The following is a 1,426-nucleotide window of genomic DNA, read 5'->3' on the forward strand; positions in this document are numbered from 1 at the left end:
TTTTCATACTACGGTATTTAATAGGTTGTATATAAATTTTATTATTAAAACTAAATTTNTGCGTTAAGTATATTAATTCTTCTAAATTTAACACTTCTAATATTTATAGTACATCTATATTTATCTGTTAATTATTTTTGGTTCCTTGCCTTTTGTGTGGGTTGTTCCAGAGAGATGAAATATAAATAACCCTGATATTATTAAAATCACTTTGAATAATCTTGCCTGACTATTATAGTGTAGAGTCCTTATTTTGAATATTCTGCGGATAGGGATTGTTTGTGAATGTCGGTGAATTTTACCCATATAATAGTCCGGCGACTCTTATTCTTAAAAATAGGAAGCAGGCACATGCAGATAAAGTAGGGACATTCAATTTTTCAGTGAGTGGGTAATGATGACAGCACGGGATATAAAGTAGAGATTATACGAAGCAGAAACTAAAATTAATACGAAAAAAGTAAAAAATGGATGATATTCGTATTTTCCCCTCAATTTGCACAAATATTCAGAAATTAAATTAAAAATAGCAAAGTTTTATGTATAAACTAACCAAATATTCAATAATAATAAAAATTATCGACAGAAATGCTTATAAATACATTATTGTCATAATAAAAATGTTTAAATATAACATTTCAATAAATAATTCCTTATGTATGTTAAAAAATATAGAAACTATAAATATCTACTCTTCGTCCTTCCGGCCTTAGCATACGTAGCAATTTTATCCTTTTTCCCTGCTGCATCCGTAGTATTTTTTAGCTTTAAGTCATCAAAGGGGGTTTATTCGTTATCAAATTATACTGCTATTGTTCAGGGGGGCCTTCTTAACTCGATGTTTCATACTGTGATTGTTAGTTTCGGTGCTTTATTAATTCAGCTCTTTTTTGCCATGCTTATAGCGAATATTTTAATCAAATCCTTAAAGGGAAACAAATTTTTCTCTACAGTGTTTATAATACCATATGGTGTTGCCACAGTTGTTTCCGCCTTTATTTTTGCGCTTATTTTCAGTCCTATAGGAGGATTCGCAAACTCAACTTTACATTCATTTGGTATTCCAGATGTTAACTGGTATTCCAACATTTATTCATCTATGGGCGTTGTGATGTTTGCAGATTTTTGGAAGAATACGCCGTTGGTAGCGCTAATATTGCTTGGCGGGCTTTCTAGCATACCCCCTTCAATGAGTGAGGCTGCCAGCGTGGATGGTGCTGGCCCTTTGAGAAGATTTATCTATATAACACTTCCAAATCTGGCACCCTTTATTGCAATAGCTCTTTTAATAAGGGGCGTTAGTGAATTTAATATATTCGCTTTACCATTAATATTAATTGGCTATCATCCATCTTTAATAAATACGCTCGTGTATGAGTATTTTACCTCTATATCAACGATTGGCTACTCATACGCTGCTGCTACG

At 32.2% G+C, this 1,426-nt stretch carries 1 protein-coding gene; it reads left to right on the top strand.

The window, feature by feature from the left end; translation table 11 throughout:
• Nucleotides 1–655: 655 nt before the first annotated feature.
• The coding region (locus AMDU4_RS10920) for a carbohydrate ABC transporter permease (RefSeq protein ID WP_021788027.1) at nt 656–1,426 on the top strand (771 nt) is incomplete at its 3' end.

The organism is Ferroplasma sp. Type II (genome assembly GCF_000496155.1).